Here is a 24,904-nt window from a genome sequence, read left to right on the forward strand (position 1 = left end):
AAATGGAGCGGACAACGGGGCTCGAACCCGCGACCCCAACCTTGGCAAGGTTGTGCTCTACCAACTGAGCCATGTCCGCTTACGAGGATTAATCTTACGTGATACCCGCATCCTATGCAAGAACTTTTTTTGAAAAGTTTTGCGACGCCCTCTCGAACCTCGCGAAGACATCAGCCACCATGGAAAGCGCGGGCAAACGCAAACTCGCCGCAAGAGGCCCCCTACAACTCAGCGAGCATGATCCAGGCAGAGCTGTCCTGCGCAAGCCTGCCGTCTGCAAGCGGTGATGAGGTGAGCAGGACCTTGCCCGCCGGCAGCTCCACGGGTGCTGCACCGAAGTTCGTCACACACGCCCAGCCGTTGTCGCGGCGATAGGCGATGACGCCGCCCTCAGCGCCCTCGGCACCATCCGCAAGGCCGGTGCGCCCGTCAAGATCGAGCCACGCAAGATCGTTAGCGCACCCGCGCAGCTTGCGCCGCAGCCAGAGGGCGTCACGATAGAGCGCAAGCATCGATGTCGGGTCCGCCTCTTCCCTATCGGCAGCGTAATCGGAAAACCATGCAGGCTGCGGCAGATGGGGCGCCGCATCGGCGTCCATCGGCGAAAATCCAAACGATCCGCCCTGCGCGGGATCGTCCGTCGCCACCCACGGCAGGGGCACACGACAGCCGTCGCGCCCCTTCTCGCGCTTCGATCCGTGCGTATTGGTCGCAGTGGGATCTTCGAGTGCAGCCCACGGGATATCGGCCACCTCAAAAAGGCCGAGCTCCTCACCCTGATACACGTATGCCGAGCCCGGAAGCGCCAGCTCAAGCAAAAGGGCCGCCCGCGCGCGGCGCTCGCCGAGTTCACGGTCCTCGTCATAAGACGACCCGTCGCGTAAGAGCCAGTCGAGCGCAATCTGGTGGTAGCGCGTCGCCTTGATCTGCGGCAGGGCGAAGCGCGTCGCCACACGAGGCACGTCGTGGTTGGAAAGTACCCAGGTCGAGGCGGAATCGGATTCGATGGCCGCCTTCAAGCCCTCCTCGATTGCAGCGTGCATGTCATCATAGGTCCAAGTGGCCTTGGCGAACTCAAAGTTAAATGTCTGGCCAAGCTCGCTGGGGCGCGCGTAGAGATACTGGCGCTCGGGCAGCACCCACGCCTCGGCAACAGCGCTGCGCGGCGGATTATAGCGGTCGAACACGCGGCGCCACTCGCGATAGATCTCGTGAACCTCGTTGCGATCCCACAGCGGATGGGTGCCGTCGTCAACCATGTCATCGCCCTCGGCGAGATGCCACTGGTCGAGATCATCGCGGTCGAGATCCTTGGCGAGACCGTGTGCCACATCAATGCGAAAGCCATCAACGCCTCGATCGCTCCAATACGCCAGGACGTCGCAAAAGAACGCGCGAACCTCGGGGCATGACCAGTCAAAGTCCGGCTGCTCGGGCGTAAACATGTGCAGATACCACTGACCGTCCGCAACACGCGTCCAGGCACGGCCGCCAAAGTTGGCATTCCAATTGGTGGGAGGCAGCTCGCCATGCTCGCCGCGACCATCGCGGAAGATATAGCGGGCGCGCTCGGGCGATCCGGGGCCGGCAGCAAGAGCGGCTTTGAACCAGGGGTGCTGGTTGGACGAATGGTTGGGTACGATGTCGACGATGACCTTGATGCCGCGCGCGTGAGCCGCGGCGATCATGTCATCGAAGTCGTCAAGCGAGCCGAGACGTTGGTCGACATCGCAGTAGTCCGCCACATCATAGCCGCCATCGACAAGAGGCGATGGGTAAAACGGACTCAGCCAGATGGCCTCGATACCCAGCCGCTCAAGATAGTCCATCTGCTGGGTAATGCCCGCGATATCGCCCAAACCCGAACCAGTCGAGTCCTTAAACGAGCGCGGGTAAATCTGATAGATCGCGGCATCGGACATCCATGAGCGCGAGGAGGACTTTTCTGTAGCCATGGGGTGTGTCTCCCTTGCAACGAGGTTTTGTGAGATGCCCACGATGATACGCCCAAAGCTGACATTCACGGCAATCAACGCCGCAGCCACGCCCCAAACGCTCGCCCCCTCTCGGGCTCGAGCCTCCTGGGACAAATCGATCGATTAGTGAAAAGAACGGAAGACTTACTCCCCCGGCCACGACAGCGAGCGGGCTCCGGGTGCCCCAGGTTGCCGCGAAAGAGGAGGGAAGCGTACTTTATGTACGCGACCGACGATTGAGGGGCAAGATGGGGTGCCCGGGGCCCGCGCAGCGTCAACAAAAAACGCGGTTCGTTAGAACCGCGTAAGATAGTTGGAGCGGACAACGGGGCTCGAACCCGCGACCCCAACCTTGGCAAGGTTGTGCTCTACCAACTGAGCCATGTCCGCATATGTAAAACAAAACGGGCGCCGGAGCGCCCGGATGTTGCCTGGAGGCGAAGCCCGGATTCGAACCGGGGGTAAAGGCTTTGCAGGCCTCTGCCTTACCACTTGGCCACTTCGCCGAAAAAGGACCGCTTGAGACGGTCCGGAAATGCAATGGAGCGGACAACGGGGCTCGAACCCGCGACCCCAACCTTGGCAAGGTTGTGCTCTACCAACTGAGCCATGTCCGCTTGTGGGTTATTAATTTACGCGAGTTACCCAAAAGACGCAAGTACTTTTTTCAAAAAAGTTGTTGACCACATGCTCTTGGCAGATAAACATGCCAAAACGATTTACTAGGCGCATGATTCCAACATTCCGCTAAACAGCTTTACCATCCGAACGCGCGTACCGGCACCATCAGTACGACGGGCAACCTCCACGTTGTCGACCAACATGCGCATGAGCTTGATTCCACGCCCGCGTTCCTCAGTCGTAACCGGTTCACTCGACCCGTCGATCGAATAGCCCGCCCCACGGTCGACAACCTCAATCACGACACGATCGCCATAGGCCTGAACCGTCAGGATGCATCCGATACCACCCGCATGGTCATACGCGTTGCCCAGCGCCTCGCCCGATGCCAATGCGACGTCATAGCGCTCATCACGCCTCAGGGGAAGCGATTCGAGTAGCTCGGCAATACGATGACGATAGTATGGAAGGTTCTCGATACCCTGGCGCACCTCGACACTCTTGCTCCAGCGAGGCAATTCCCCCACCGGAATGGCAGGAATCGACTCCCGAGCGAAGCCCGCAACATGGAGGATGTCGACAAGTCGGGCAATCTCCAAAAAGCGAATGACCTCATCGGAGGCGTTAACGAGCGAAAGCAGGCCCTCTCGCCTCATGAGCTCTCTGGCGCGTGTAAGCAAAAACGCCAAACCCGTCGAGTCGATAAAGCCCACGGCCTGGCAATTGATGACAACGCGGCGCACGCCCCGGTCGATCAAATTATCCAACCGTCGGCGCAGCGCGGGCACCGAGGCGATGTCGACATCACCCGGTGGCGTCAAAACCGCTATGTCATTCCACTCATTCATACGACCATGGTTCCCCAAAAGAGCTCGCTCGATGCACACATATCTACAACCGCGTAGGTTTCGCCCCTCAAGCGTCGCAGCCTACGATCGGCCCCGTAAAAACTCAAGGGACACCAACGCGATATCATCGTCCAGCGCCGACTCGGTAAAGCGGTCAAGCTCGCTCAAGACCTTACCGCAGATTCCCGATACGCCCTCACCCGAAACAGAGAGCAAAAGATCGCGAAGGCGTTGCTCGCCAAAGAAAGCACCAGAGCGATCGCGCGCTTCGATCGTTCCGTCGGTATACATAAAGAGCATGTCACCAGGAGCGAACGTAAAGACGCCCGTCTCGTACACCATGCTCTCAAAGGCACCGATTACCCCCGATTGGCATCCAAGCAGCTCGACCTCTCCCCCACGAGCCTCGTCGCCACCCAGCGGCATCGACTCTGGCCTGATGACCATGGTCGGAGGATGGCCCGCCGAACAATACGTTGCGCGTCCGGCTTTAAGGTCAATCTTGGCGATAAAGGCCGTCACGAACGTCTCGACCCTCGAAAAGCCCATGAGCATGCTGTTAAGGGAGCGTGCCATGCGGGCCGGTCCAGCGCCCTCCCAGGCATATGCCGTCAGGGCCGTCTTGACGAGCGCGGACATCGATGCAGCCTCAATGCCTTTGCCAGACACATCGCCCAGAATCATGACGGCGCAATCGTCGGGAAGACGGATGAGCGTATAGAAATCGCCGCCGACCAACGCCGAGTTCGTGGCCGACAGGTACACCGAATCGGCGGCGATTCCCGGAACATCCCCCAGTGAATTTCTCATGCCAATCTGGAGGGTCTGAGCGATATGGCGCTCCTCACGCTTTTGAGATTCGCCTTCATAGATCAGTTCAAAGTCATGAGCCAAGTGCACCAAGTAATCATATTCAAGGTCATCAATCGGCTCTTGGCTACCATCACGAAGCAGCAGCGCGCGCGTCGTCGGGCCCTTCGCAACAGAAGCAGGAACGATCGCGTCGTTACTGTGCTTGCCATCGCCCTCAGAGCGCGGGCGCCCCGCCTCGATGCCGGCGTCGACGTAGAGACCCTGGCAAGGCAGGCCATGCGCTCTAAGCCAGCCTCCCATAGGCATCGATTCGTCAACGCGAGTTATACGGACGTGTTTAAGGTCCTCGGCACTCGTGCCGCCCAAAACAGATGCCTCAAAGCCATCAGGGGCAGCCCCCAAACGTGCCGTTGGCGCCGTCGTGGAAAAGAAAAGCTTCTCGGGATCGTCCGGCAAAGCAACGCGACTGCCGCCTTCAAAATCTATGACGTAGGAATCCAGACTGGCGTCATACTCAATAGGGCAAAAATGGCAGTTGAGCATATTGCAGATCTCGGACGATACCGCCTGGGTAGCCGCGGCGGAATCGTCTAGAAAGGTAAACAACTCATCCCGCAAGACATTGAGCGAGCGGCCAAGCTCGGCCGTGCGACGGGAGCGAAGGCTCGATGCCATGCCGACCAGCTGGATAGACAGGTAATCGCAAATGACCTCGAGCACATTAACGTCATAGGCGAGCGGTGCCTGGGGGCGTTTCCAACCAACTTCCAGCACGCCAAGGATCTGCGTACCGTAAAAAACGGGAAGACAGATTTCACTGCGGTACGGAGGCATATCCTGCATGCGCAACAGGTGCTTAGAACGATTATCCAGGTCCATGAACATACCGGAGGCGGCCTTATCGCCCTCAAGGTCCTGTTGAATCGACAAGCGACAAGCACGCGACTCGCGAAGAACATACGTCGGAATGCCAGCGCCATACGGCAAAAACTCGGGCAGGTAGCTGTCGAGCAGCTCCTTGGAAACACCGCGAAGCTTAAAGCCGCCGCTCTCAGAAAAATAGATAGCGGCACCCGAAGCATCGAGCGTTCCTACAAGCTGGTTCAAAACGGTATCAAGCAGGCTGGGTAACTCATCGGAGCCCACAGTGCTCATAATGACCGAGAGCGTGCCAGAGAGACGCTTGTTCGCCACTCTAAGCTCCGATAACGCACGCTTGAGTTGCCGGTCGTGAGAATACTGTTCCTCGATACTGTGAAGCGCCACCAGGACACGTGGTGCGCGGCGCCCAAAGATGCGTGGAGGCGTTACGGAGCCCGCACGAACCAAGACGGGAATAAAAGAGCCGTCACTCAGTTTGAGCATCAGTTCGTTCTCGGAGCCATCAGTTTCAAATGGCAGACGATGTTCCGTCGCACGTTCAAAAGAGGACGAGTACAGGACGTCTTTAACATCTCCACCGATGACGTCGGCGCGTTCCTCGCACATCAAACCAAGTAAGCGATTATTCACATGCAGAATGGTTCCGTCGAGCTCGCAGATGATGACAGCATCGCTCGTGATCTCGACTAGTTGGGCAACGTCTGCCCACTCGTTGCGTTCAAGCGTTTCCATCGTGGACCCCACCGTCTATCGGTAACAAAAAAGCCTCCGAAGAGGCTTCTCAAATGCGATGGTGTCGGAGGCGGGACTTGAACCCGCATGACCAAAAAGCGGTCACTAGCACCTCAAGCTAGCGCGTCTGCCAATTCCGCCACTCCGACATGCTATGTTGTTGATTCGCGCTTCGTTTTGTTGGACCCGCGCGTTCAACGAGGAAGATAATAACCTATGATTCGAGAACTGTGCAAGCACTTTTTTCAAAAAAGTTTACGAATTTGTAATTGCGCAGGTAGATCCGCATGTCCGGCCCCGAATCGGTGCTGCCTCCCGGCGCGTCCTCGGGCATGAGCGATATTTTGCTGCGCACTTCGTGCTGCAAAATATCGCTCCCCCTGCGGAATGCGCCGGGAGGCAGCAACGATTCGGGGCCTACCAACACATACTCCAAGCACAGTTCTCAAACATGTTCTGGGGCTGATGCAAATTTGGTGGCTCGGCAAAGCCGAGCCCTTATATGGGGAGGCCGGAGCTAAAGCTCCGGCCTCGCTCAATTTCCTATTAGATTAAGTGAGCGATCAAGGAATCTCACCCCTCTACAGTGGTAACACAGGGCCCGTGCTGGACTTAGTTTTCAGAACATTCCGCAGACCAGGAAACCCCCTTATCCGCAGCTCCGAAGGAGCAGGATAAGGGGGTTTCCATGGTCGAGGACGTTCTAAAAACTAAGTCCAGCACGGGCCCGGACGATAACAACCGGCTACAGGTCGATGTGCGATTCCTTGATCGGGAACGGCTCCGCGAAGTGACAGGCGCAGCAGTGGCCCGGGGCAACTTCCTTAAACTCAGGAAGCTTCTCGGAGCAGATGCCCTGCGCGATCGGGCAGCGCGTGTGGAAACGGCAGCCGGTCGGCGGATCCAGCGGCGACGGCGGGTCGCCAGCGAGGATGATGCGTTTGCGGGTCTTCTGGATATCCGGATCGGGCACCGGCACGGCAGACAGCAGCGACTGCGTGTACGGATGGTGAGGCTCGCTATAGAGCGTCTTCCAATCCGAAACCTCGACCATCTTACCCAGATACATAACGGCAACGCGATCGGAGATGTGCTGCACGACGGACAGGTCGTGGGCGATAAAGAGATACGCCGTACCAAACTTGTCCTGCAGTTCCTTAAGCAGGTTCAGAACCTGGGCCTGAATGGAAACATCCAGAGCGGATACCGGCTCGTCACAGATAATCAGCTTGGGCTTCAGCGCAAAAGCGCGGGCGATGCCGACACGCTGACGCTGGCCGCCCGAGAACTCATGCGGATAGCGGTTGATGTGCTCGGGGTTCAGACCGACGACATCCAGCAGCTCACGGACGCGCTCGATACGCTCTTCCTTGGTGCCCACACCATGAATGGTCATGGGCTCGGAGACGATCTCACCAATCGTCATACGAGGGTTGAGCGAAGCATAAGGATCCTGGAAGATAAACTGCATCTCACGACGCATGTCCTTGATCTCATGCTTGCTCATCTCGGCAACATCTTTGCCCTGGAAGAACACCTTACCTGCCGTCGGCTTGGTCAGACGCATGATGGTGCGGCCCGTGGTGGACTTACCGCAACCAGACTCGCCGACCAGGCCAAAGGTCTCGCCCGGATAAATCTCGAACGAAATGTCATTCACAGCAGAGACGACACGCTTAGAGAAGCGCTTGGCGAACATGCCGGACTCTGCGGGGAACTCCTTAGAAAGGTGCTCGACCTTCAGCAGCGGAGTGCGCTCGTTATTGTCTGCCATTTACGCCTCGCCTCCCTTCTTGGAATCTTTGCGCGTGCGGGACGTCTCGGGGGCGTTCTTGAGGAACTCGGGGTCACCGGAATAATGGCACGCAGAATAGTGACCGGACTCGGTGACAACGCGCTCGGGGCGCTGCTTGCGGCACTTGTCCGTCGCATAGGGGCAACGAGGAGAGAATACGCAGCCCTCAGGCAAGTTCATGAGCGAAGGCGGGTTGCCGTGAATCGGCGTTAGCGGCTTCTTCTCCTCGATGGCCTGCTCCGGGATGGAGCGGATAAGGCCCCAGGTGTAGGGGTGGCGGCTCTCGTAGAAGATTTCCTCGGCAGTACCGAACTCGACGGGACGGCCGGCGTACATAACCATGATTTTGTCGGCCATATCGGCGACAACGCCCAGGTCATGGGTAATCATGATAATGGCGTTGCCGTTCTTCTGCTGCATCTCCTGCATGAGCTCGATAATCTGAGCCTGAATGGTAACGTCCAGAGCCGTCGTGGGCTCGTCGGCAATCAGGATATCGGGATCGCAGGCAAGGGCCATAGCAATCATGACGCGCTGACGCATACCGCCGGAGAACTGGTGCGGATACTCATTGACGCGCTTCTCGGGCTCGGGGATACCCACGAGGTCCAAAAGCTCGGTGGCGCGCTTGAGCGCCTCCTGCTTGGAGTAGCCACGGTGCAGACGAAGGCCCTCGCCCACCTGCTTGCCGATCTTATAGACCGGGTTCAAGGAGGTCATAGGATCCTGGAAGATCATCGCGATATCGTTACCGCGAATGTGCTGCATCTCTTCCTCGGTCATCTCGAGGATAGAACGACCGCGATAGCGAACGTCGCCGCCCTCAATCTTTCCCGGAGGCATCGAGATAAGACCCATGATGGTCATGGCGGTCACGGACTTACCGGAGCCGGACTCACCGACGACACCCAGGGTCTCGCCGCGATCGAGCGTGTAGGAAACACCGTCGACAGCGCGAACGACGCCATCCTCGGTGTGGAAATACATCTTAAGGTCATCGACCTCGAGCAGATGCTGGCCCTCAGGAACCGGCTGATCCTTCAGGTCCACATAGTTCTTGTTCTTCTTCATCCTTATGCGTCCTTCATCTTGACGTCGAGGGCGTCGCGCAGACCGTCACCCAGCAGGGTGAAGGCGAGCACCGTCGAGAGAATTGCCAGACCGGGCATGATCATCATCCAGGGAGCGGTCAGAAGATACTGCTGACCGTCCTGAATCATGGAGCCCCACGAAGGCGTAGGCGGAATAACGCCCATGCCGAGGAAGGACAGAGCGGACTCGGTCAGAATGGCGCCACCAATGTTCATGGTCGCGTAGACCACGATGGAGGCGACGGAGTTCGGGAAGATGTGACGCACGACGATACGAGCATCAGATGCACCCATCGCGCGCGCTGCATCAACATAGTCGTTTTCCTTGACCGTCAAGATTGCAGAGCGGAAGACGCGCGCAATCGAAGGCCAGCCAAGAATGCCGATGGCGATAAAGACGTTCTGAAGACCACGGCCGATAACGGCGATCATGGCGACAACGAACAGCACGTACGGGAACGCCAGGAAGATGTCCGCACAGCGCATGATGATCGTATCCCAAATGCCGCCGTAGAAACCGGCCAGGGCGCCCATGACCAGGCCGATCAATGTGGAGATGGCGGTGGCCATGATACCGACAGAAAGCGAAACGCGTGCACCGTAGATAACGCGGACGAGAATGTCGCGACCGAGGGCATCGGTGCCAAACGGGTGCTCGGCACACGGAGCCAGTAGCGATGTCTCGGCCATGGTGGTCGAATCGGAAGCCGTCGGCGAACCGAGCCAGGGCTTAGCCCACAGATCTGCGGTCAGGGCAACCACAACGACGATGATGATCCAGCAGACACCGATAACGGCGAGCTTGTTCTTACGAAGACGCTTAAAAGCGTCGCCCCACAGCGTGCGGGACTTGGCGGGAGCAGATGCGACCTTGGTGGCGGTAGCCTGCTCCTGAGACTGAGAATCAGTTTCCTGCATGAGACGTACCTCCCTTAGGCCTTATCCGACGGACCGCCAAGGCGGATGCGCGGGTCGAGGAATGCATAGCTAATGTCGACGAGCAGGTTGATCACCATGACGACGACAACGATGAGCGTAACGCCGCCCATAACGATGGGCCAGTCACGCATGCTAATGGCGCGATAGACCTCATAGCCGATACCGGGCCAGTTGAAGACCGTCTCGGTCAGGATGGCGCCCGAAAGCATGCCGCCAAAGTCGACACCAATATAGGTAACGACGGGGATGAGTGCATTCTTAAGCGCATGCTTGACGATGATCGCACGATTGGAGAGACCCTTGGCCTTTGCCGTACGGATGTAATCCTGGTTCATGACGTCAAGCAGCTGCGAGCGCATAATGCGCGCAGCATAAGCGGTCGAAACCGAAGCCAGCGTAATGGTCGGAAGCACATAGTGCATCCAATCCTGATACTGAGAGCTGGAACCGCCGGCACCCGAGATCGGCATGGAGATTGCACCGCCCGTGGCGTCCTTGAGGATGACGCCAAAGAACAGCTGCAGCAACATACCGAGCCAGAAGGCCGGGACCGCAACGAGGATCGACGTGGTGAGCGTTACCAAAATATCCCAGAAGGAATAACGCTTTACCGCCGAAATGATACCCGCACCGATACCCATAATTGCCTCGAGCACGATGGCGCACGCGGCAAGTTTGACCGTATACGGATACTTCTGGGCAAAGATTTCCGTAACCGGCAGCTTGCGCTGATACGAATTGCCCAGATCGCCATGAAGCAGGCCGTTCATGTAATACAAGTAACGGTCCACGAGCGACGTTTGAACGGGGTCGCCGTTCTCGTCAAGGATCGCGTTGCCGTCATCGTTCGTCTGGACCAGGTGATAGCGAACGCGAAGCTGAAGCTCCACCTCGGGGGACAGAGCCTTGTCTCCACCGATCAGCTTGATCGGATCTCCCGGCACGATATTCTGGAGGGCGAACAGAATCAGCGTAACGCCCAAAAACACCGGGATGAACTGAAGCACACGTTTAACGATGTACTTACCCATACCACTCCCCTATCTAGGGATTAACCTAAATGGGATGCCGATCGCCAGACCGGCATCCCAAAATTACCATCAGCCAGTTTACCCCAGGTTAGGGAGAACTGTATGTTTCCCATGAGGTCTACGTAAATACTTGACCCTCACGGAAGCTGCAAACTCTTAGGCGAGCTCAGCGGTACCCAGATCGGCGTGCTTCTGCGGATCGACATAGAGGTGCTTAATGCGATCGGAGCCGGCGATGGTGTGCGTGTAGAACATAATCGGGATGACCGGGCAGTCGGCAGCGACCATTGCGTCGGCCTCCTGCATCTTAGCGACGCGCTCCTCGTCGTCAACAATAGTACGAGCCTCGTCGACCTTGGCGTCGAACTCGGGGTTGTTGTAACCGGAGCGGTTGTCGCCACCGAGGGAGTCGGAGTGGAACAGCGGATACAGGAAGTTGTCCATGATCGGGTAGTCGGCAATCCAACCCAGACGACCGAACTGATAGTTAAAGTTCTGATACTGCTCGAGCAGGGCAGACCACTCAGGGGTATCGGAGACAGCGGTAACGCCAACCTTGGCGAGGTCACCGATGATGGACTCCATGATCTCCTTGTGACCGCCGTCCTGGTTGTAGGACAGGGTCACGCTAATGCCACGATCCCCGTTAGCGCCAGCGGGAGCAACCTTGTCGAGGTACTCGTTAGCCTTGTCGACATCGTAGGCGCAGAACTCCCATGCGCCCTCCTTGTAGCCATCGATGCCCGGAGGAACAATGCCGTCGGCAGGAGTACGGGTACCCTTGTAGATGGTCTTGCAGATGGCCTCACGGTTGATGGCCAGGGAGATACCCCTGCGCAGGTCGGCGTTGCTGAACGGCTCGGCCGTGGTGTTGCAGGTCAGATAGTACGTGGAAGGCTCGGCGCCGAGCAGCATGCGCTCGCCGTCACCCATGGTGTAGCCGTCCTTGGACACGCCGCGATCCTTCTTGGCGGCGTCGATCTGAGCGACGGGAACGTCGCAGACATCGAGGTTACCGGCCTGGAACTCCTTGTAGGCGGTCTCCATGTCCTTGATGACCTGGAAGTGGATGCCATCGATCTTGGCCTTGTCGCCATAGTAATCGTCGAACTTCTTGACGTTGATCTCCTGGCCATCCTCCCACTTGCCGTCCATCATGAACGGGCCGTTACCGACCGGGGCGAGGTAGAAGCTCTTGACATCGGACTCGGCGCACTCGGGAACCGGGGCCAGAGCCGGGTGAGAGGCGACGAAGGGGAAGTCGGCGTAAGCGGAAGCCAGCTTGACGACGAGGGTCTCATCGTCGGGGCAGGTAACACCGCTGAGCTCGGTAGCGTTACCGGCAAGCAGATCGTCATAGCCCTCGACCATGGAAAGGTGATAGGAGACCTCGGAAGGGCCGTACTCGGTAGCGACAGCCGACTTGGTGTTGACCAGACGCTCCCAACCGAGCTTGAAGGACTTGGAGGTAACGTCGTCACCGTTGTGGAACTTGGCCTTCTTGATCTTGAAGGTGAACTCGGTGGCGTCGTCGTTGGCCTCGAAGGACTCGCAAGCCAGCGGAACGATCTCGCCCTTCTCGGCGTCATAAGAGGTCAGAGCATCAAAGAGCTGGTACTCGACCTGAGTGCCCTGGTCCTCCTGGACATTGTAGGGGTCGATGCAGACCGGGTTGTTGATGTAGAAGTTCAGCTTCGAACCGGACTCAGAACCGGAAGCGTCGCCGCCCTTCTTGCCGCATGCGGCAAGAAAAGCCATGGAGCTCGCAGCAAGGGTACCGCCGACAAAGGCGCGACGACCCATAACGGGCTGGTGGAACATAGAATCAGCCATGCCATCCTCCTTATGAGATAGGACAAAGAAATGTTCAGTCGGACACATGTCGAGACAATCCGATCCGAACCATCAAAACGCCGCCCGTTGCTATGGCTGGTTATGCACAACGAACCAACGTTTCTCAATACAGTAGCGCATTTTATGCACGATTTGGGGCTAATTCCGGTCAACGGTCGAGAATTTCTTTAGTTGGGCGAAGTATGTGGGGATATTTTGGCTCTGTTACAAATATGTAAACAAAAAGGGTCCCGCACTTGCGGAACCCTTTTCAAGTATTTATGTGGCTCGTGCTTAGTAGCCGACGATACCCTGCGGGAAGAAGAACATGCACAGGACGACACACACGGCAAAAACGACGGCCATAATTACCGTCAGGCGATCGAGGTTCTGCTCCATGACGCCCGTGGCAGAGCTGGAGTTATACAGCGAGCTAGCGATCATATCCGAAACGCCGGTGCCCTTACCAGAGTGCATCAGGACGAGAATCGTCAGCGCCACGGCAGAGACAGCCCAAACGACAAACAGAAGAATCTGAAACGGACCCATAGATAAGCTCCTTAATAGAACAATTCAAACTCCAGTACTGTACCACAACCCCCAGCACTCCCCCATCAGCCATTTGGTGACGAGGTAGAAATAGCGCAAAAAAAGAGGGTTGTCCGGTTGTGGACAACCCCCTTACTAGAAAACGGTATTTGTTTTCTATTAGGCCTCGGTGGCGAGTACGCGACCCGTCATCTCGGCGGAAGGCTCAATACCAGCCATGGTGAGCATGGTCGGAGCGATATCGGAAAGACGGCCGTCCTCGATACCGGTGAGCTGTGCCTTCTCATCAACGATGATGAACGGCACGCGGTTGGTGGTGTGAGCCGTGAACGGATGCTTGGAACCGTCGGAAGCAACGTCAAACATGTGATCGGCGTTGCCGTGATCGGCGGTAATCAGCGCAAAGCCGCCCTTAGCGAGAATCGCCGGGACAACCTTGGACAGGGCATCGTCAACAGCCTCGACGGCCTTAACGGCAGCGTCGAAGACACCGGTGTGACCAACCATGTCGCAGTTTGCGAAGTTCACGATGTAGAAATCAGCGCGATCCTCGTTGATGGCGGCGACAAGCTTCTCGGTAACCTCGGGAGCGCTCATCTCAGGTTGCAGGTCGTAGGTAGCGACCTTGGGAGAAGCGACGAGCACGCGCTCCTCGCCCTCCTTGGGCTCCTCGATGCCGCCGTTGAGGAAGAACGTCACGTGGGCGTACTTCTCGGTCTCGGCGGTGTGCAGCTGCTTCAGGCCATTGGCGGCGATAACGTCGGCCAGAACGTTCTCGGGGAACGTCTTGGGGAAGGCGACCTCGACGTCAAACGTCGGGTCGTACTCGGTCATCGTCACAAAGTGCGAAAGCTTGATCTGCTCGCGCTCAAAGCCGTCGAACTCCTTGTCCGTGAACACGCGAGTCATCTGACGAGCGCGGTCGGGACGGAAGTTGAAGAAGATGGCCGCGTCGCCCTCGTGGATGCCCTCGTTGTGGGCAGCGAAGGGCTCGACGAACTCGTCGCCGCGCGGATCCTTCTCGTAGTAGGCCTTGATACCGGCAACAGGGTCGGTATCGGCATCGGATGCGTTGACCATGACATCGTAGGCGCGCTGGATGCGCTCCCAACGGTTGTCACGGTCCATGGCCCAATAACGGCCCGAGACGGTGGCAACGCGAGCGTCGCAACCGGTCTCCTCGGAGATCTTAGCCAGGAAGGCGCAGAACTCACTCATGTAACCGGCACCGGACTGCGGGTCAACGTCGCGACCATCCATGAAGGCGTGGACGCGAACGGTCTTGACACCGTGCTCGGCAGCCATCTTGACCAGAGCCTCGACGTGGCTCATATGAGAATGAACACCGCCAGGGCTCATAAGGCCCATGAGGTGGAGAGTCTTGCCGTCAGCCTTGACGTCGTCCATAGCCTTGACGAAGACCTCGTTCTTGGCGATGGAGCCGTCCTTGATGGCATTGTTGATGCGCGAAAGCTCCTGGAACACGATGCGGCCGGCACCGATGTTGAGGTGACCCACCTCGGAGTTGCCCATCTGGCCATCGGGAAGACCCACGTCCTCGCCCGAAGCGCCGAGCGTGGTGTGGGGGTACTTCTCGTACAGGCTATCGAGGAAGGGCGTCTTGGCAGCGGCGACGGCGTTCTCGCCATCGGCCGGAGCCAGGCCGCAACCATCCATGATGATCAGGAGTGCAGGAAGATGACGCTGTGCCATATGTCCTACTCGCCTGCCTTGACGACCATAGAGGCGAAGTCGGCAGCCTTGAGCGAAGCGCCGCCCACGAGGGCGCCGTCGACGTCGGGCTTGGCGACGAGCTCGGCGATGTTGCCGGGCTTGGCAGAGCCACCATAGAGAACGCGGATGCCGTCGGCGAGCTCCTCACCGAACATCTCCTTGAGGGTCTCACGGATAGCGCCGCAGACCTCCTGAGCGTCCTCGGCGGTAGCGGTCTTGCCGGTGCCGATGGCCCAGATGGGCTCGTAGGCGACGACGACCTGCTTGGGGCAAGTGATCTCGAGACCCTCGAGACCAGCCTTGACCTGGTTCACGACGTGCTCGACATAGGTGCCGGCCTCGCGGACCTCAAGGGACTCGCCGCAGCAGAAGACAGGAACAAGACCGGCGGCAACGAGGGCCTTGGCCTTCTTGTTCTGATCCTCGTCGGTCTCGTGGAAGTAATCACGACGCTCGGAGTGACCGATGATGCAGTAGGTGCAGCCAGCGGACTTGAGCATGTCGCAAGAAGACTCACCGGTGAAGGCACCCTTGGCCTCCCAGTACACGTTCTGTGCACCGAGGGCGATGGGGGCAGCCTGAATACGGTCATGAACCGTGGTGATGTCGATGGTCGGAGGGCAGACGAGCACCTCGACGCCAGCCGGAACCTCGGGCAGAGCCTGAGCCAGCTCGTCGGCGAGCTTGGCGGCCTCGGCGACGTCGTTGTTCATCTTCCAGTTACCAGCGATAAGAAGGGTGCGATTAGGCATCGAGAAGCGCCTCCACTCCGGGCAGGGCCTTACCCTCGACGAGCTCCATGGAAGCGCCACCACCGGTAGAGATCCAGCTCATCTTGTCGGCCAGGTTGAACTTGTTGACGGCTGCGACAGAGTCGCCACCACCGATGATCGAGGTGCAATCAGCCTCGGCGACAGCCTCGGCGATAGCCTGGGTGCCGTGAGCGAAGTTATCGAACTCGAAGACGCCCATGGGGCCATTCCAGAACACAGTCTTGGCACCCTTGACAGCCTCGGCGTAGAGCTCCTCGGTCTTGGGGCCGATGTCCATACCCTCACGGTCGTCGGGGATAGCGTCGGAAGCGACAACCTCGGGGACAGCATCCTCGCCAAAGTGATCAGCAACGCGGTTGTCGATGGGGAGCAGGATCTTGACGCCCTTCTCCTCGGCCTTCTTGAGCATCTCACCGGCGCGCTCGACCCAGTCCTCTTCCTTGAGGGACTGACCGACGGACAGGCCCTGAGCCAGGAAGAAGGTGTAGGCCATGCCGCCACCGATGATCAGGGTATCAGCGGAGTCGATGAGGTGATCGAGAACGCCGATCTTGGAGGAAACCTTGGAACCGCCGACGATGGCGACGAAGGGGCGCTCGGGCTCGGCGAAGATGCCGGTCAGCGTGTCGACCTCCTTCTCGAGCAGGAAGCCGGCGACAGCAGGCAGGTAAGCGGCGGGGCCCACGACGGAACCCTGGGCGCGGTGTGCGGTGCCGAAGGCATCGAGAACGAAGACGTCACCATAGGAAGCGAGCTTCTTGGCGATCTCGGGATCGTTCTTCTTCTCACGCTTGTCAAAACGGACGTTCTCGAGAACGAGGACCTTGCCCGGCTCGACGGCGGCGACAGCCTCGGCGGCCTTCTCGCCATACGTGTCGGCAACAAAAGCAACGTCAAGGCCAGAGAGCTCAGCGAGCTTCTTGGCGACAGGCTCGAGGGAAAGCTCGGGCTGGAAGCCAGTGCCCTCAGGACGGCCGAGGTGGCTCATGAGGATGACGCGAGCGTTGTGCTCAACGAGGTAGTTGATGGTGGGCAGGGCAGCCTTGATACGGGTGGTGTCGCCAACGACGCCATCCTTGATAGGCACGTTGAAGTCAACGCGGACGAGAACGCGCTTGCCGTCGACATCGATGTCGCGGACGGTCTTCTTGGTAAAGGCCATGTTTGCTTCTACCTTTCGTACGTGTCTGCCTCCCATTACGGCAGACGATTTCCTATAAAAAGGGCGCGACCCTAGGGTGTAAGCCCTATGAGGCCGCGCCCTTCTTTAGACGCTCAACGAGCTATTCGCTAAAAGCTAAATTAAGCAACGAACTTCTCGAAGTACTTGATGGTGCGGACCATCTGAGAGGTGTAGGAGTTCTCGTTGTCGTACCAAGAGGTGACCTGAACGAGGGTCTGGCCGTTGCCGAGATCAGAGCACATGGTCTGAGTGGCGTCGAAGATGGAGCCGTGGGTCTCGCCGACGATGTCGCGGGAGACGATCTGGTCCTCGTTGTAGGCGAAGGTATCGGGGATGGTCTCGGCGTAGGCCTTCATGGCAGCGTTGACCTCGTCGACGGTGACCTTCTTGTCAACGACGGCGTAGAGGTTGGTCAGCGAGCCGGTCGGCGTCGGGACGCGCTGGGCGGCACCGATGAGCTTGCCGTTGAGCTCGGGGAGAACCAGGCCGATGGCCTTGGCAGCGCCCGTGGTGTTCGGGACGATGTTCTCGGAGCAGGCGCGGGAGCGACGGAAGTTGCCCTTGCGCTGCGGGCCGTCGAGCGGCATCTGGTCGCCGGTGAAGGCGTGGATGGTGGTCATGATGCCGGAGACGATGGGAGCGAAGTCGTTCAGGCCCTTGGCCATCGGGGCGAGGCAGTTGGTGGTGCAGGAAGCAGCGGAGATGATGTTGTCCTCAGCGGTCAGCGTCTCATGGTTGACGTTGTACACGATGGTGGGCAGATCGCTGCCGGCCGGAGCGGAGATGACGACCTTCTTGGCGCCAGCGTTGATGTGGGCCTGAGCCTTAGCCTTGCTGGTGTAGAAGCCGGTGCACTCGAGAACGACGTCGACGTCGAGGTCGCCCCAAGGCAGGTTGTTGGCGTCGGCCTCCTTGTAGATCTTGATCTCCTTGCCGTCAACGGTGATGGAATCCTCGCCAGCGACGACCTCGTGATCGCGAGCATAGTTGCCCTGCGTGGAGTCGTACTTCAGCAGGTAAGCGAGCATATCGGGAGAGGTGAGGTCGTTGATAGCGACGATCTCGGAGCCCTCATGACCGAACATCTGGCGGAAGGCCAGACGACCGATGCGACCGAAGCCGTTAATAGCAACCTTTACTGCCATTGTGTCTCCTTTCGTAAGGCCCCCGCAAGCTACAGCGCCTGCCGTTGAGGCCCACAAACTAACCACTCGCCTAATATACCTTTTTTTTGGCTTGAATTTCACGAGAATGCTCGAAATTGAAAATCAAATTTGCGTTAAAACGCTTTAACGTATAAAACAGCAGTTAAACCACCATAAAAGCTATTGCGTTAAACTACCCGCTTGCTTCAATGAGCTTTTCAAGGCGCAAAACACGGTGATACAAGGCCGACTTCGACAAAGGAGGGTCGGCCATTTCCCCCAAATCTCGCAGTGAGAGATCGGGGTAACGCTCGCGTAAGTCACAAAAAACTGCCAGAGCGTCCGGCAGCGTTTCGCGCAAACCGCGCCGATCAAGCTCATCGATGAGCGCAAGCTGATGTTGGGCGGCACCGGCACTTCTGGTCTGGTTGGCAAGCTCTGCGTTCACGCGACGATTCACGTCGTTCTTCACCAGCTTAACCGCGCGGGCCTCTTCAATCTCGGCAACGCTGCGCTTGGCGCCAATCAGCTGTAACAGACGTTTAATCTCCTCGGCACTCTTGATGTACACGGCATACGAGCCGCGACGCGCATTGACGCGGGCGTGAACTCCAATCTGCTCCAGAAGGTCGCAAAGTCCCTTTGCATACTCCTCGCCCTGAACCGCGATCTCCAAATGAAAATCGCCACGCGGGTCGGCAACAAAGCCTCCGGCAATCAGCGCACCGCGAATATAGGCGAGCCTGCAGCAAGGACGGGCGACGATGTGGCGCGGCACACCCGCGACGAGCCCTCCCCTACGGTCGAGAATGCCCAGCAGCACCAGAGCCTTATCCAAATCGGGCTGATCGGGCAAGGTGATGAGATAGTTTCGTACCTTGTGCAGGACCGACTTACGAACCGTGAATTCGGTCTTGAGCTTAAGGATACGATGCGTCAGCGCAATCATCGTGCGCGCCACAGCACCCGTCTCGGTCGCGACCGTCAAGCGGTACCGTCCCGAGCCCGCCAGCGAAAGCGTGCCGCTCACACGCGTTAGCGCAGCAAGCGTCGACAAATCGCAGTATTCGCATTCTGGTTCGCAGCGCGCAAGCTCGTCACGCACCTCAGCGGTAAACGACATGTAAACCTATGCCTTCGTGTTGGCACGCGACAGGTCACGGTGGGAGATGCTCACATGATACTGAGCACCCTCCAGGTAGCGGGCCGTGGCCTCGGCAATGGCGACGCTACGGTGCTGTCCGCCTGTGCAGCCGATAGCAATGGAAAGCTGCGGCTTGCCCTCTGCGATATAACCCGGCATGACCGTATCGAGCAGCTGAGTCCAGGCCTTCCAGAACTCCTGGGTCTTGGGGTGGTCCAAGACAAAATCGGAGACCTTCTTATCGAGACCGGTCATGGTGCGCATCTCGGGATCGTAGAAAGGATTGGGCAAGAAGCGAACATCGATCATGATATCCGCCTCGATGGGCATGCCATGCTTAAAGCCAAACGAGAACACGTGGACATCCATAAGCTGCTGGTCGGACAGCTCGGAAAAAGCCATGCGCAGCTTGTTGCGCAAGGCAGAAGTGCGCAAGCGGCTCGTGTCGATAATCATATCGGCTCGATCGCGAACGCCCTGCAGCTGCAGACGTTCACGCTGAATAGCGTCGGCCGTGGTCTCCCCCGGCTTTGCAATGGGATGGCGACGACGGTTTTCGCTATACCGGCGAATCAGCACCTCGTCAGACGCCTCGAGAAACACAATGTCGCAGCTCATCTCGCGCTCTTCCAGTGCGGCAACAGCATCGAGCAGTTCATCGAACAAGCCCTGGCTACGCAGGTCGCAGGTAACGGCAAGGTGCCTGCCCACGCCCGTATTGATGCCAACGAGCTCAGCAAGCTGGGCAATCAGGCGTGGGGGCAGGTTGTCGATACAAAAATAGCCCATGTCCTCAAACACATGCATGGCTTGCGTTCGGCCCGAGCCGGACATTCCGGTGATGATAACGATATCGGGGATACGCTCCGAGCGCTCCGCCGCATCCATGGCATCTCCCTTTTGCATGTGTGCCTCCTAAAATAAGCGCGGGACCCGGCCAGCGGATCCCGCGCGATCAATTGCCTTTATTGAGTATACCGCCCCAAGCGGATACAAGGCCCGTCTTACGCCTCAAGCGCAGCCTTGAACCAACTTGTAATACTCGTGGGGTGCGTGATAGCGGTGCCGACGACAACGGCCCACGCGCCGGCGTCGATTGCAGCGCGAGCCTTCTCGGGCGTATGCACGCGACCCTCGCAAATGATGGGAAGGCCGGGAAATTCCTCGGTCGCCTGACGCAGGAGCGGCAGGTCGGGGCCATCGGCCATGGTGCAGTCGATGGCGGCGACACCGTGAGAGAGTGTGGTGGATACCAGGTCGAAGCCCATATCAACCGCACGGCGAATGTCCTCGATGGTGGCACAATCCGCCATCAGGAGCACACCCTCCTCGTGCAGCGGGCGGAAGGTATCCTCGACCGACTTGCCATCGGGACGCGGACGATCGGTGGCGTCGATCGCCACGATATCGGCACCCGCAGCAACGCAGGCACGAGCGTGACGCAGCGTCGGCGTGATGTAAACGCCCTCGTGCCCGTCCTTCCACAGACCGATGACGGGAACCTCACAGCGACCCTTAATGGCGGCAATGTCGGCAAGGCCCTGGCAGCGAATGGCGGCGGCGCCGCCAAGCTCGCAAGCGCGAGACATTTGAGCCATGGTCTCGGGCGTACGAAGCGGCTCGCCCATATACGCCTGAACGCTCACGACGAGTTTGCCCTTCAGGGACTGGATCAAAGGATCAACGGTCATGTTCGACTCAACCTTTCTCAAAACAGCCTTCTGAGACACCGCACCTTGACGTTCAAACCGTCGCTCGCGTACCGAAGTACGCTTCGCTCCTCTTTCACGTCAATCTGCGGCACCTCAGAAGGCGCACTTGGTAGTTATGTTTACTTCAACGATGCAAGAAGGTGTTCGGCGGCACCGATGAGCGGCGCGTCGCCCTCCAGAGAGCCGATGAGAATCGGCGTGTCCTGAAGCGGGTCGAGCGCCTGGCTGGCATAGCCCTCGTGCACCGAGTCCTTCCACGTCTGTGAACGCCAATCGGGACCTTGGTGAATCACGCCGCCCGAAAGCACGATGACCTCAGGGTCCAGGATGTTAGCGAGCGAGCCCAGGCTGGCGCCCAGCGCAAAGCCGGCGTCATGAATGACCTCGGTCGCCTTTGCGTCGCCTGCGCGGCACAGGTCGTTCACGTCACGGCCGACCGAAGGACGGCTGGGGTCGACGCGGCCAAAACGCTCATCGTACATGCGCCCGATTGATGTTCCGGAAGCAACCGACTCCAGATGGCCGGAACGCCCGCAGGCGCAGGGAATGCCGGCGGCAGCCGAGCACTCGATGTGGCCCATATGGCCGGCAGCACCATGGAAGCCCTGCATCACGCGGCCGTTCTCGACATATGCGCCGCCGATGCCCGTACCGATGCCCAAACACAAGACGGAGAACTTGCCCTTGCCGACGCCCCAGTGGGCCTCGCCCAGAGCATGAGCCTGCACGTCGCCTACAACGGCAACGGGAAGGCCGAGGTCCTCGCGCAGACGCGGCCCCAACTGAACGCCGGACCAGCCGGGCATAATCTCATTGGCATACGCGATGGCGCCCGTCTTGGGGTCGACGACACCGGCAGCGCCGATGCCAACTCCGAGGACCTCGACATCGGGATTTGCCTCAAGAGCTGCCTTGATAGACGCCTCGATGCGCTGGAAGACCGCTTCACCACCCTCCTGGGCCTCGGTGGGAACCTCAGCCTCAAAAACGGGATGGGGCACACCGCCGTCAGCCGGGTACTCCATGATGGCAGTCGCGATCTTAGTTCCGCCGATATCGACAGAGCAGACGTACTTGTTCTCCATGTCGTTCTCCTTCGGAGACAAAACAACTACAGGAAATGCGCCGTCAGGCTAGCCATCACAGCGCGGTAAAGGTTTTCCAGGTGCCCGAGATCGCCGAGAAACCGTGCGGCCATTGGCCTAATGGGTCATGGCCGCACGGTTGAACGGCGAGGTCGGGTGCCTGGGAAAGCTTTAAAGGAGACCGTTGTCCTGGAGGACCTTGCGAATCGCCTCGACGTTCTCACCGGTCATGGCCTTCACCGGGCGCGGCATGGTCGGGCTGTCGAAGATGCCCATGAGGTTCATAGCGGTCTTGAAGGCGCCGACGCCACCGGCATAGCCCTGGACGCCCGAGGTGACATCCCAGATGTGCGAAATCTCATTGAGGCGATCCTGCTCGGCCTTGACGGTAGCCCAGTCACCAGCCTGAGCGGCCTTCCACTGACGAACGTAGCCCTCGGGCTCAACGTTGGCGAGGCCCGGAACGGAACCGTCGGCGCCACCGAGATAGGCACCGTCGACGACGACCTCATGGCCGGTAAGGATGCTCATCGGATGGCCGTTCTTCTCGTTCTCCTGAATGAGGTAGCGGAACGAGATGTCATCGCCCGAGGAATCCTTGACGCCAGCCAGGACGCCCTCGGCGCCGAGCTTAGCAAGGAGCTTCCAGGGGAGCTTGGTGTGGACGCACACGGGGATGTCGTAGGCGAAGATGGGCAGGTCGAGTTCCTCGTGAAGGATGCGGAAGTGCTCCTCGACCTCGGTCATGCCCTGCAGGGCATAGAACGGGCAGGTGGCGACGAGCGCATCGGCGCCCAGCTCCTGAGCGACCTTGCCGTGCTCGATCATGCGCTCGGTCTCGGTGTCGATGATGCCGACCAGAACGGGAACGCGGTGGTCGACGATACGGACGGCCTCTGCGACAATCTGGCGACGGCGCTCGTCGGTGGAGAAGACGACCTCGCCCGAGGAGCCCAGGAAGAACAGGCCATCGACGCCGGCATCGATCATGCGGTTGATGCTGCGCTCAAAGGAGGCAACGTCGAGCTGGTGGTCTTCGGTATCGGGAACAACGACGGGAGGGATAACGCCGGTGAATTTCTGAGTTGCCACAAGAATCTCCTTAGTTGTCTGGCGGGCAGCCCTATGCCGCCCACTCTTGTTGGCGGTGTCCAGGCCGTCTAGGCCAAAGAACACGAATAGAACGTTTGGTTAAAGAAGTCGACGACTTCGTTTTCGAACGCATTGATGCGCTCGTGAGCGTATTTGGCATAGATGATATGCCTCCGGTCACACTCAAGACCGTTGAATACGGCAAACTGGCCCTTGGGATCACTCACGGTATCCATGAGCGATGTGCCCATGAGCACCGAGCCACGAACCCGAGGCGACAGCGTCTCGAGACCGCTGGGAAGCGGATTGGCAAGCGCCGTGCAGGCAAGGCCCCGCTCGTCCAGAGCAGAAACCGCCAGCGCGACACCGCCGCCAAGGCCCTCGCCCCATGCAAAGATGCGGTCGGGATCCATGCCATCAAGGTTGCGCGCCACCTTCGCCAACGCGCAGCCCCAACGGACACGCTCGACAAAAGCAGGCGAGGTAATCCCCTGCTGCAGATCGCTGGATCCAATAGTCTCATCGTCCAGCGCAAGCACGGCATATCCCATGGCGGCAAACCGCGTCATGTGATGCCATCCCCGCACGGGTCGGTCGATGTCATGGAACATCAGACACAGCGGAACAAGCTCGGATCTTCGGGCGCAACCAGAGGGCTCAATCAAACGGCCGTGCACGACATACCCGCCGAGCTCAAAGGAAACCTCGGAGTAGCGCGCGCACGGATTGGCGAAATCAATCGCCGTAACGGTCAGCCCGCAAACCTCAAGGTCCGAAGCGGCTGTCTCCAACTCGGAAACATCCGCAGAAGCATCGCCGCGCCAATCCCGGAAATCAGAGAGCCTTGACGAAACCGTCCCAGCAATTCCCGCAAGCTCGGGGACAATCAGCTCATCGATATTGCTCTCGCACTTAGACATGAGCCTCCCCTCCCTTGCAGAAAAATGGAATGATCAGATCGTCAAAATCCTGAATCTCCTCGTGACCGAAGCCTTCAAAGAACTCATGACGCTTTTCACAGGTCAGGTTGTTGTAGACTGCAAACTGCGTCGCCGGAGGACAGACGATATCGGCTGTGCCCGTGCCAAACAGCACGGGGCATTTGACTATGGGGGCAAAGTTCTTGGAATCGAAGTACGCCAGCTTGGCATAGGCCTCGTCAATACGAGTCGAGTCCTCGTCAAACCAGCGAGACCAATAGCGCAGACCCTCGTAGGCAATGTCGTCGGCATCCAAATCCCAGACCAGGCGGAAATCCGACAGGAAGGGATAGAGGATGGCGGCGCGATTGATAAGCTCGCTGTTAAGCGCACAGGTCGCAATGCCCAAACCGCCGCCCTGCGATGCGCCGTTCACAAATACACGGGCAAGATCGATGCCCTCGAGCTCACGAACAATACGGCAAAGAATGCGGATATCTTGGTGCAAGCGGACATAGTAGAGGTTGGCCGGGTCGCCGTCGATACCGGCGACGATATGGCCCGCGACCGTCGTTCCCTCAAATCCACCAATGTCCTCGGAGGGACCTCCTTGGCCGGGGCAGTCGAGGGCGATGAGTGCCATGCCCATGCCCGCAAACGACGCCTGCTCAAACCAGCTGCGGCTTGCACCCGGATACCCATGGAACTGAAGTACCAATGGCACGGGCTCGTCCGAGACAGGTTTAAGGTACTTGGCGTGCAGGCGAGCGCCGCACATGCCGGTATACCAGAGATCGAAAAGCTGGCAGGTCACGGCATCGGTGACCGATGCCGCCTCGATCGCATAGTCAAGCCCGACGGCGTCAGCCTCGGCCATGCGATCCTTCCAAAAGAGATCGAAATCTGATGGACGGGACATAGCGCCTCGATATTCACCAAATTGATGTTGTAGCTCCTGAGCACTTGGCATGGCTCGTGAACCCAACCTTTCGAAATCGCAACGGAG

General features: G+C 58.8%; 20 protein-coding genes and 5 tRNA genes. All 25 read right to left on the reverse strand.

The window, feature by feature from the left end; all coding sequences use genetic code 11:
• Positions 1 to 3 precede the first annotated feature (3 nt).
• The 25 genes from PMX70_RS08580 to PMX70_RS08700 all read right to left on the reverse strand — a co-directional run bounded on the left by PMX70_RS08580 (position 4) and on the right by PMX70_RS08700 (position 24,868).
• Positions 4 to 79 (reverse strand) — tRNA-Gly (locus PMX70_RS08580).
• Positions 80 to 221: 142 nt separating this feature from the next.
• Positions 222 to 1,955: a glycoside hydrolase family 13 protein gene (locus PMX70_RS08585; protein WP_271743376.1), complete on the reverse strand. Its 1,734-nt coding sequence runs from the start codon at positions 1,953 to 1,955 to the stop codon at positions 222 to 224.
• A gap of 335 nt (positions 1,956 to 2,290) precedes the next feature.
• Positions 2,291 to 2,366: transfer RNA gene (locus PMX70_RS08590), tRNA-Gly, on the reverse strand.
• A gap of 42 nt (positions 2,367 to 2,408) precedes the next feature.
• Positions 2,409 to 2,482, reverse strand: a tRNA-Cys gene (locus PMX70_RS08595).
• Positions 2,483 to 2,517: 35 nt separating this feature from the next.
• Positions 2,518 to 2,593: transfer RNA gene (locus PMX70_RS08600), tRNA-Gly, on the reverse strand.
• 105 nt (positions 2,594 to 2,698) lie between these two features.
• Positions 2,699 to 3,445 (reverse strand): anti-sigma factor antagonist, encoded by a 747-nt coding sequence (locus PMX70_RS08605; RefSeq protein WP_271743377.1) that lies wholly within the window; start codon positions 3,443 to 3,445, stop codon positions 2,699 to 2,701.
• An 81-nt stretch (positions 3,446 to 3,526) separates the two neighbouring features.
• On the reverse strand, positions 3,527 to 5,872 hold the full coding sequence (locus PMX70_RS08610; RefSeq protein ID WP_271743378.1) for a GAF domain-containing SpoIIE family protein phosphatase: 2,346 nt from the start codon (positions 5,870 to 5,872) through the stop codon (positions 3,527 to 3,529).
• A 59-nt stretch (positions 5,873 to 5,931) separates the two neighbouring features.
• Positions 5,932 to 6,021: transfer RNA gene (locus PMX70_RS08615), tRNA-Leu, on the reverse strand.
• Positions 6,022 to 6,617: 596 nt separating this feature from the next.
• Complete coding sequence (locus tag PMX70_RS08620) at positions 6,618 to 7,646, reverse strand: ABC transporter ATP-binding protein (protein ID WP_006236139.1); 1,029 nt, start codon at positions 7,644 to 7,646, stop codon at positions 6,618 to 6,620.
• A complete protein-coding gene (locus PMX70_RS08625; protein ID WP_117766059.1) occupies positions 7,647 to 8,738 on the reverse strand; it encodes an ABC transporter ATP-binding protein in 1,092 nt (363 codons plus the stop codon).
• Between the two features lie 2 nt (positions 8,739 to 8,740).
• Entirely contained in the window at positions 8,741 to 9,676 is a 936-nt protein-coding gene (locus PMX70_RS08630; protein WP_006236141.1) for an ABC transporter permease, read from the reverse strand.
• A 14-nt stretch (positions 9,677 to 9,690) separates the two neighbouring features.
• Complete coding sequence (locus tag PMX70_RS08635) at positions 9,691 to 10,728, reverse strand: ABC transporter permease (protein WP_271743379.1); 1,038 nt, start codon at positions 10,726 to 10,728, stop codon at positions 9,691 to 9,693.
• Between the two features lie 156 nt (positions 10,729 to 10,884).
• The gene (locus tag PMX70_RS08640) at positions 10,885 to 12,561 is read right to left on the reverse strand and encodes a peptide ABC transporter substrate-binding protein (RefSeq protein WP_229107837.1); all 1,677 of its coding nucleotides are present in this window, start codon (positions 12,559 to 12,561) and stop codon (positions 10,885 to 10,887) included.
• 294 nt (positions 12,562 to 12,855) lie between these two features.
• Positions 12,856 to 13,110 carry a preprotein translocase subunit SecG gene (gene secG / locus PMX70_RS08645; RefSeq protein WP_006236144.1) on the reverse strand — a complete coding sequence of 85 codons (255 nt, stop codon included), beginning with the start codon at positions 13,108 to 13,110 and terminating at the stop codon, positions 12,856 to 12,858.
• A gap of 159 nt (positions 13,111 to 13,269) precedes the next feature.
• A complete protein-coding gene (gene gpmI / locus PMX70_RS08650) occupies positions 13,270 to 14,823 on the reverse strand; it encodes a 2,3-bisphosphoglycerate-independent phosphoglycerate mutase (protein ID WP_055251837.1) in 1,554 nt (517 codons plus the stop codon).
• Positions 14,824 to 14,828: 5 nt separating this feature from the next.
• Positions 14,829 to 15,596, reverse strand: coding sequence for a triose-phosphate isomerase (gene tpiA, locus PMX70_RS08655; RefSeq protein WP_271743380.1), 768 nt, complete (start codon positions 15,594 to 15,596; stop codon positions 14,829 to 14,831).
• Positions 15,589 to 16,779: a phosphoglycerate kinase gene (locus tag PMX70_RS08660; protein WP_006236149.1), complete on the reverse strand. Its 1,191-nt coding sequence runs from the start codon at positions 16,777 to 16,779 to the stop codon at positions 15,589 to 15,591. Before PMX70_RS08660 ends, tpiA begins: the two co-directional genes overlap by 8 nt.
• 140 nt (positions 16,780 to 16,919) lie before the next feature.
• On the reverse strand, positions 16,920 to 17,945 hold the full coding sequence (gap, locus tag PMX70_RS08665; RefSeq protein WP_006236151.1) for a type I glyceraldehyde-3-phosphate dehydrogenase: 1,026 nt from the start codon (positions 17,943 to 17,945) through the stop codon (positions 16,920 to 16,922).
• Between the two features lie 193 nt (positions 17,946 to 18,138).
• Positions 18,139 to 19,068: a DNA-binding protein WhiA gene (gene whiA, locus PMX70_RS08670; protein ID WP_006236152.1), complete on the reverse strand. Its 930-nt coding sequence runs from the start codon at positions 19,066 to 19,068 to the stop codon at positions 18,139 to 18,141.
• 6 nt (positions 19,069 to 19,074) lie between these two features.
• Positions 19,075 to 19,995, reverse strand: a complete 921-nt coding sequence (gene rapZ, locus PMX70_RS08675) for an RNase adapter RapZ (RefSeq protein WP_006236153.1) — start codon at positions 19,993 to 19,995, stop codon at positions 19,075 to 19,077.
• A 98-nt stretch (positions 19,996 to 20,093) separates the two neighbouring features.
• Positions 20,094 to 20,780, reverse strand: coding sequence for an N-acetylmannosamine-6-phosphate 2-epimerase (locus PMX70_RS08680; protein WP_271743381.1), 687 nt, complete (start codon positions 20,778 to 20,780; stop codon positions 20,094 to 20,096).
• A 140-nt stretch (positions 20,781 to 20,920) separates the two neighbouring features.
• Positions 20,921 to 21,886: an ROK family protein gene (locus tag PMX70_RS08685; protein ID WP_006236155.1), complete on the reverse strand. Its 966-nt coding sequence runs from the start codon at positions 21,884 to 21,886 to the stop codon at positions 20,921 to 20,923.
• A 171-nt stretch (positions 21,887 to 22,057) separates the two neighbouring features.
• Positions 22,058 to 22,978, reverse strand: coding sequence for a dihydrodipicolinate synthase family protein (locus PMX70_RS08690; RefSeq protein ID WP_196025586.1), 921 nt, complete (start codon positions 22,976 to 22,978; stop codon positions 22,058 to 22,060).
• A gap of 68 nt (positions 22,979 to 23,046) precedes the next feature.
• The gene (locus tag PMX70_RS08695; protein ID WP_118081942.1) at positions 23,047 to 23,898 is read right to left on the reverse strand and encodes an acetylxylan esterase; all 852 of its coding nucleotides are present in this window, start codon (positions 23,896 to 23,898) and stop codon (positions 23,047 to 23,049) included.
• The gene (locus PMX70_RS08700; RefSeq protein WP_225093364.1) at positions 23,891 to 24,868 is read right to left on the reverse strand and encodes an acetylxylan esterase; all 978 of its coding nucleotides are present in this window, start codon (positions 24,866 to 24,868) and stop codon (positions 23,891 to 23,893) included. Before PMX70_RS08700 ends, PMX70_RS08695 begins: the two co-directional genes overlap by 8 nt.
• Between the last annotated feature and the right edge of the window lie 36 nt (positions 24,869 to 24,904).

Source organism: Collinsella aerofaciens (assembly GCF_028206795.1).
Classification (GTDB): Bacteria; Actinomycetota; Coriobacteriia; order Coriobacteriales; family Coriobacteriaceae; genus Collinsella; species Collinsella aerofaciens_AX.